Annotated in this window: 7 protein-coding genes; 5 read left to right on the top strand and 2 right to left on the bottom strand. The window is 41.4% G+C overall.

The window, feature by feature from the left end; genetic code table 11:
* Nucleotides 1–70: 70 nt before the first annotated feature.
* The 5 genes from OU792_RS11530 (at nt 71) to OU792_RS11550 (ending at nt 5302) form a co-directional block, all read left to right on the top strand.
* Nucleotides 71–1252, top strand: a complete 1182-nt coding sequence (locus OU792_RS11530; RefSeq protein ID WP_134201796.1) for a tol-pal system protein YbgF — start codon at nt 71–73, stop codon at nt 1250–1252.
* A 198-nt stretch (nt 1253–1450) separates the two neighbouring features.
* Nucleotides 1451–1945, top strand: coding sequence for an Lrp/AsnC family transcriptional regulator (locus OU792_RS11535; protein ID WP_029660975.1), 495 nt, complete (start codon nt 1451–1453; stop codon nt 1943–1945).
* 54 nt (nt 1946–1999) lie between these two features.
* Nucleotides 2000–2539, top strand: coding sequence for an NUDIX domain-containing protein (locus tag OU792_RS11540; protein ID WP_134201709.1), 540 nt, complete (start codon nt 2000–2002; stop codon nt 2537–2539).
* 5 nt (nt 2540–2544) lie between these two features.
* Nucleotides 2545–3888, top strand: a complete 1344-nt coding sequence (locus tag OU792_RS11545; RefSeq protein WP_134201710.1) for an MATE family efflux transporter — start codon at nt 2545–2547, stop codon at nt 3886–3888.
* A gap of 61 nt (nt 3889–3949) precedes the next feature.
* The gene (locus OU792_RS11550; protein ID WP_134201711.1) at nt 3950–5302 is read left to right on the top strand and encodes a M24 family metallopeptidase; all 1353 of its coding nucleotides are present in this window, start codon (nt 3950–3952) and stop codon (nt 5300–5302) included.
* 13 nt (nt 5303–5315) lie between these two features.
* Here the strand turns inward: OU792_RS11550 and OU792_RS11555 are convergent, their stop codons facing one another.
* Nucleotides 5316–6512, bottom strand: coding sequence for an MFS transporter (locus OU792_RS11555; RefSeq protein WP_274670244.1), 1197 nt, complete (start codon nt 6510–6512; stop codon nt 5316–5318).
* Nucleotides 6513–6674: 162 nt separating this feature from the next.
* A complete protein-coding gene (locus tag OU792_RS11560) occupies nt 6675–7049 on the bottom strand; it encodes a MarR family winged helix-turn-helix transcriptional regulator (protein WP_274670245.1) in 375 nt (124 codons plus the stop codon).
* Nucleotides 7050–7095: the final 46 nt, after the last annotated feature.

A 7095-nucleotide genomic window follows, 5' to 3' on the forward strand; every position in this document is an offset into this window, starting at 1 on the left:
TAGCATAAATCTAACTTTTAGCGATAATTTTGTGTGCATGAAGCGCCAATGGTATCGGTCAGTTTTCTTGATGGTGGTGGGAATAGTGTTTTCTCTTGTACCGATTTTGACTTATGGTCAATCTGCTCCGGAGGATAGTCTGATGGAGATGAAGAGATCGCAGTACTTACTCTTAGACAGAGGATTGCAGTATCGGATTACGAAGTCAATTAATAGTATGTATAACTTTGACTTTGAGACTGCAGAGCGTGATTTTCAGGTAATTGCTTATCAATATCCAAACCATCCTCTTCCTGATTTTTTGATGGCACTCAGTTATTGGTGGCGAATAGAAGTAGATATCACCAATGAATCCTATGATGATATTTTCTTGGCATATATAGACCGAGCGAATGAAAAAGCTGAGGCGCTTTTTGATGAAGATCCAACCAATAAAGAAGCAGCTTTCTTTTTAGCCGCCGGATATGGATTTGAAGGTAGATTGAAGGCGGAGCGGAAAAGTTGGACTGGAGCAGCCTGGGCTGGTAAAAATGCCTTAAAGTACATGGAACTAAGCAGGGGAGAAGAGGAGTTTAATCCCGAACTTTTGCTAGGAGACGCACTCTTTAATTATTTTTCTGTCTGGATTCCGGATAATTATCCCTTGCTCAAGCCAGTTATGGCTCTATTTCCAAAAGGGAACAAAGATTTGGGTTTGGAGCAACTTGAGCAGGTGGCAACCAATGCTTTCTACACACGAATTGAGGCGATGTATTTTTTATTTCGACTCTATGCTTCTCAGGAGAAGAAACCTTACGAAGCACTCAGGATTTCTTCCTATCTCCATGAGAAATTTCCAAATAATCCTTACTTCCATCGATCCTACGCACGTCACCTTTATACTGTAGGTCGCTGGTCAGAAGCGGTAGAGGAGTCTGGAGAGATTCTGAAAAGGATAGAAACAGGAATGACAGGCTATGAATCCAACAGCGGTCGATACGCTGCTTTCTACATGGCGCAATATTATGAACGCATCGGGAATCGAGATGAGGCGAAATATTATTATCTCAAAACACTTTCCTATGGAGAGGAATCCGAATCTCAGGAAAGTGGGTATTATTTACATTCTTTGGTTCAATTGGGACAAATCGCTTTGGAAGAAAATCAGAAAGCTTTGGCCAAGGATTATTTCAAGAAAGTGAAGAAATATGCAAAGCGGAAACATCCCGCTCATCAGGCTGCAAGAGATTTTATCAAAAAGAATAAACTTTAACTCGAGAGTTTACGTTTTTTGCTTCGTATGCAGGAGATAATTTGAATTTTGGAGTTTAAAAAAGTGATTTTGAAAGCTTTGTTTGCCGAAAAGTCCCGATTAATAAATAATATTTCGAATTTGACCCTTTAAAAAAGTTTTATTCACTTTAAAACTTTCCTTAATTATTCTAACTTTGTACGATATTATATTTTGTATATGCAAGAGAACGTAGATAGTAACATCCGAATCAAATTTGACAAGGTAGACCGGAAGATTCTTGAAATCCTTCAGGGTAATGCCAAGATCACCAATGCACAGCTTTCAAAGGACATTGGTCTATCGCCGGCCCCTACATTGGAGCGCGTGAAAAAATTAGAGCAATCTGGCATCATCAAAAGCTATCACGCAAAGCTTGATCCTGAAAAGATTGGTCTTGGCGTCAGTACTTTTGTTTTGGTTAGTCTAATCGGCCACAATAAAGCTAATATTGATGCTTTCATGAAGGAAATCAATGGTATTCAAGAGGTGATTGAATGTCATCACATAACAGGTACTGGTGATTTTATCCTAAAGATCATCGCAAAGGATATTACAGCTTACCAAAAGCTTATGCTGGAAAAAGTTTCTGAGATTAAGGAAGTCGATTCCATGCAATCCATGGTTATTCTTTCGACCTTTAAGGATTCAAAGGTATTGCCAATTCCCGTCTAAATTAAAAGACCTAATCGAACATAGGGGTGGCAAAAAGCCACCCTTTTTTTGTGTATGGAAAATCCCTGGAAAACCCTATCGCTTAAAAAAATCTACGAAAATCCCTGGATTAGCGTAGAAGAACATGATATTCTGAACCCTGCAGGTAATCCCGGTATCTATGGAAAGGTCCATTTTAAAAATAAGGCCTTGGGAATAATACCTATTGATCAATTTGGAAATACTTGGCTGGTAGGGCAGTTTCGCTATACCATCAATGAATACTCTTGGGAAATCCCTATGGGTGGTGGGCCTATCGGACAAGATATCCTAGAAAGTGCTCAGCGTGAACTCAAGGAAGAAACTGGGTTGACAGCAAAGAAATGGACGGAAGTTCTGCGTATTCACACTTCCAATTCGGTGACGGATGAAGAGGGATTTGTATTTCTAGCTGAGGACTTGGAAGAAGGCGAACCCGAATTTGAAGAAACAGAAGTGATCAAAATTCATAAGCTTCCTTTTGAGGAGGCTGTACAATGGGTAATGGAAGGAAAAATCACAGATGGAATCAGTATAGCGGGTATTTTGAAAGTGAACAAACTACTTGTGAAGTAGATCATATGAATATCAAGAATCACTTTTCGATTACTTTTAATCTAGCTTATCCGGTTATCCTCAGTCAATTAGGCCAAGTCATGGTCGGAGTGGCAGACTCGATGATGGTCGGGCAATTGGGTGCCTTACCCTTGGCAGCAGCTTCGCTTGCTAATTCTATATTTTTCGTATTGATGATGTTTGGTATGGGAGTTTCGATGGGTATTACCCCTCTAATTTCTATTGCCGAAGGAAAAGGTAAAAGGCTACGTATTGGAAAACTCTTTAGGCATGGGCTTTGGATCAATATTTTTGTGGCCTTGATCCTAACTGGAATTATATTAGGCTTATCTACAGGCTTATCATTTTTGGATCAACCCGAAGAAGTGGTCGAAGCCGCCATCCCGTATTTGTGGGTTATTACAGCTTCTCTTTTTCCTTTTATGATATTTCAGACCTTTAAGCAATTTGCCGAGGGACTGAGCCAAACCCGTCAGGCGATGTATGTGACTATTTTTTCCAACCTGCTCAATGTCTTTCTTAATTGGGTTTTGATTTTTGGAAAGTTAGGCTTTCCAGCCATGGGCTTGATGGGTGCCGGATGGGCGACTTTGATCTCGAGAATTTTGATGGCGCTGTTGATGGGAGCCTATGTATTGAGCTCCAAGCGGTACAAAGGCTTTGATTTAGGTCTGAAAATCAGACAATTCAGTGCGCCTCTTTTATCTCGAATTCTCAAAATTGGAATACCTACCGGATTTCAATTCATTTTTGAAGTTAGTGCCTTCGGATCTGCTGCAATTATGATGGGTTGGATAGGAGTGACTGCTTTAGCCAGTCATCAGATTGCAATTAATCTAGCTTCTATCAGCTACATGATGGCAGCCGGCTTGGGCACAGCCGGAATGGTCCGTGTGAGTAATCAGATAGGTAGAAATGACTTCCAAACTATGCGCGAAGCTGGGATGATGGTTTTTAGGATGGTGATTGCCTTTATGAGTATTTCAGCTGTCATTTTCATTCTTTTTAGGAATATGCTTCCTTCTTTATACATCGATGATCCGGAAGTGATTGCTACCTCAGCCACACTTTTGATTATTGCTGGTATGTTCCAATTGTCAGATGGTATACAGGTAGTGGGATTGGGAGTGCTTCGGGGAATGGAAGACGTCAGGTTCCCAACTTGGCTAACTTTTGTTGCCTATTGGATTCTTGGATTGCCATTGGGATATTTTTTTGCATTTGGATTGGATATGGGAGAGCGAGGTATTTGGTTTGGGCTGCTGATTGGCCTCAGTATTACTGCGGTGGTTTTGTTCTATCGATTCTATCGACTGAGCAGAAAGGCTATTTTGCGGGAGAAGTTGTAAAACTTGTTTCCTAAATCAGCTGAATATTCTAGCTTAGCCATAGTAACCATTCACCAACTCAATGAAAAGATTATTACTTGCTCTGCTAGTCAGCATTATCCATGTTTTCCCGGCCCTTTCGCAGCAACCTGCAGTCTTGCCTTTAAAGGCACAGGCAGAACTGATCGATTCGTGGCTAGACTATCGAATCGAAAATGTGCTTCCTGATTTAATGACAGAAACAGGGATCGATATGTGGATTGTCATCTCCCGTGAGTACAATGAAGATCCGGTGATCCGTACCCTTTTGCCAGCAACATGGATGGCAGCGAGGCGGCGAACCATTTTGGTTATGTATCAGCCAGAAAAAGGTGGAAAGGTGGAGACTTTTGCAATTGCTAGGTATGATGTAGGAAAGGCCTTTAAGCGTGCATGGGATCCTGAAAGTCAGCCTGATCAGTGGGAAGCATTGATGGACTTGATCAAAGAGAAAAATCCGAAGAAGATAGGTCTGAATGTAGCCAAAGACTATGGCCATGCTGATGGTTTGACAAAAACCGAATATGATTTTTTCATGGAGTATCTTCCGGATGCGATGCATGGAAATGTAGTTTCTGCACAAACACTCGCAGTAAGATGGCTTGAGACGAGGACAGAACCCGAAATGGCCAGCTATCGTCATGTGCAGCAGCTTGCGAATTACATTATCCAGGAAGGATTGTCTGAGCGTGTCATTACTCCGGGCAAAACAACTACCGAAGACGTAGTTTGGTGGTATAGAGAGAAAATCAAAGAAATGAAGCTAGATACCTGGTTTCATCCCTCAGTAGATATTCAGCGAGCTGATCCTGATTCTGATGGTGCAAGCCGGTCTTTTTCTTCTCGTCCTTCCGAGATGACCATCATGCCTGGTGATCTGTTGCACATCGATTTTGGTATCACTTATCTTCGACTTAATACGGATACTCAGCAGCTTGCCTACGTTTTGAAACCCGGTGAATTTGAAGTGCCTGAGTTTTTGGATAAAGCCTTCGAAGCAGGAAATCGGGTTCAGGATATTCTGACAGAAAATTATGTAGCGGGTCGGACAGGAAATGAGATTCTTCGGGCTACTCGCAATCAAATGGATAGTGAGGGTATTCGTGGTAGTATTTACACACATCCCTTAGGATTTTACGGACATTCTGCCGGTCCTACCATTGGGATGTGGGATAATCAAGGCGATACTCCGGGAGCAGGGGATCATCCACTTTATGCAAATACGGGCTATGCGATCGAGCTAAATGCCGTGGTTTTTGTACAAGAATGGAATAAGGATGTGCGAATAATGCTCGAAGAGGGAGCCTTATTTGATGGGGAAAAGGTGACCTATTACAATGGAAGACAGCGCAAAATCTTGGCTATTCCTCGACAAACCAATTATTTGAACAATTAATCAAGAGGGGGGCTTAATTGGCCCCTTCTTCTTTTTTCAGTGGTTTGTAATTCGAGGACCTGATGAAAAGTAAAAACACCAAGGCAGAAGCAGCCATAGCGGCACTGACTAAGAAAACCAAGGAGAAATTTTCTGCTTTATTGGCATAGAGAAATCCTGATACAATGGCGCCAATGCCGATGCCAGCTTCCAGATAAATATACATGGTGGCAAGGGCTCTCCCGCGGAATGCATCTAAAGAAAGATCTATCACCCAGGCAGCGGTAGTAGGACTGTTCATTCCGACTGCCGATCCGAAAAGCACTCCCGCACCGAAAAGCATCCATTTATTTTCTGCGAAAGCAATCGCCAACATGGCCAGTATCATCATGATTGAGGCTGCCCGGAGTACAGGAACTCGACCATAGCGATCAGAGGCTTTTCCAGCTATTAATCTTATCCCCAAAGAGGAAAGTGTAAAAATGGCAAAAAACAAGCCTTTGTTTTCTATCCCAAGATGATTGCTCAAATCCGGGATGATTGTCAGTACGACTCCAAATGAAAAAACGCTAAGAAATAAGATCGTGGAAGGTATCAAAACACGTTTTTCGATAATCTCATTCTTTTTGAGCTTTAGTAGGGAAAAGCTCATTTGCTCCGGTTGCTCCAGAGTTTCCTTCAATCTAACTAGGATGAGAATCGAAAAAATTGCAATTGCAGCTGAGGTGTAGAATATGTAATTCAATGGCCAAAAGGTGGCCAGCCATCCTCCAAGTGCGGGACCTGCTGCCATTCCCAATGAACCGAAGAGGGATTGAATCCCCATCGCTTCACCCCGCTGGTAGAATGGTACGATATCAGCGACGTAAGCGGAGATACCGGTAGGAGTGAAGCCTGCCGAAAATCCATGCACAAACCGCAATAATAAAAATCCGCCTACAAAGCTCAGCACGGGGTAAAGCAAACTGACGACAAAGCAAACCACCGCTCCTACAATCATCACAGGGATTCGACCGATTTTATCAGCCAGTTTCCCTGAAAAAGGTCGGGATAGGCCTGCCGAAAGTGTAAAAAGTGAAATAATTAAGCCCTTGTAGTCTTCTCCCCCCAAGGACGAGAGATAATTCGGTAGCTCAGGAATTATCATATTGAAGGAAGAGAAAAATAGGAAGGAACTCAGGCAGAGCAGGAAAAAGTCAATCGTGAAAAATGAGGGAAGAATCCTATTCATGCCGCGAAAGTACGCAAAATGAACCCCCGATCATAGCATTGAAATTCTCTCATTTTTGCCAGAATTTCCAATTTCTCATAAGAATTGGTTTTTTGGTTTTGATTCTTGAATCAAAAGATTCTTGAAAATAACAAGGGGATCACGCATAGGATAAAATAAGTCTTAGCTATCCATTCTGCTTATTAGTTTATTTAAAAATCCACTCAATTGAATTTTTTCGTTTAGGTTCAATGGTTTGGTGAATTCGAGGAAAATCAAGTCAATTCCTGGTTTAATTTTATGGAGTTCCTCAATACCTTTTTGGTTGGCCTTAATTCTTTTCGCTCTTTTGTCTTTATCATCTGCAAATTCTTCGATCAACCCATTTTTCAAAAGCCTTTTTATTATTTCAATTCCTGTTGGAGGCTCCAAATTATGCAAATCAATTAGTTCCATCTTCCTGAAACTTTCTTGGTAACTCAAATGCAAAAGAAAGCTGTATTCATCTATAGAGGTAAGTTCTGAATTTGATAAAATTATTTTGGTCTGCTTTTTCAATTCCTTATTGAGCATCATGATTTTAAAGGGGATCAAAAGATCATCA

The organism is Algoriphagus sp. NF, from assembly GCF_028823735.1.
Taxonomy (GTDB): Bacteria; Bacteroidota; Bacteroidia; order Cytophagales; family Cyclobacteriaceae; genus Algoriphagus; species Algoriphagus marincola.

Excerpts from the sequence above, each read along its gene's own strand:
- OU792_RS11535 (WP_029660975.1), top strand. The coding sequence starts at position 1,451 with ATGCAAGAGAACGTAGATAGTAACATCCGAATCAAATTTGACAAGGTA.
- OU792_RS11545 (WP_134201710.1), top strand. The coding sequence starts at position 2,545 with ATGAATATCAAGAATCACTTTTCGATTACTTTTAATCTAGCTTATCCG.
- OU792_RS11550 (WP_134201711.1), top strand. The coding sequence starts at position 3,950 with ATGAAAAGATTATTACTTGCTCTGCTAGTCAGCATTATCCATGTTTTC.
- OU792_RS11530 (WP_134201796.1), top strand. The coding sequence starts at position 71 with ATGGTGGTGGGAATAGTGTTTTCTCTTGTACCGATTTTGACTTATGGT.
- OU792_RS11555 (WP_274670244.1), bottom strand. The coding sequence starts at position 6,512 with ATGAATAGGATTCTTCCCTCATTTTTCACGATTGACTTTTTCCTGCTC.
- OU792_RS11540 (WP_134201709.1), top strand. The coding sequence starts at position 2,000 with ATGGAAAATCCCTGGAAAACCCTATCGCTTAAAAAAATCTACGAAAAT.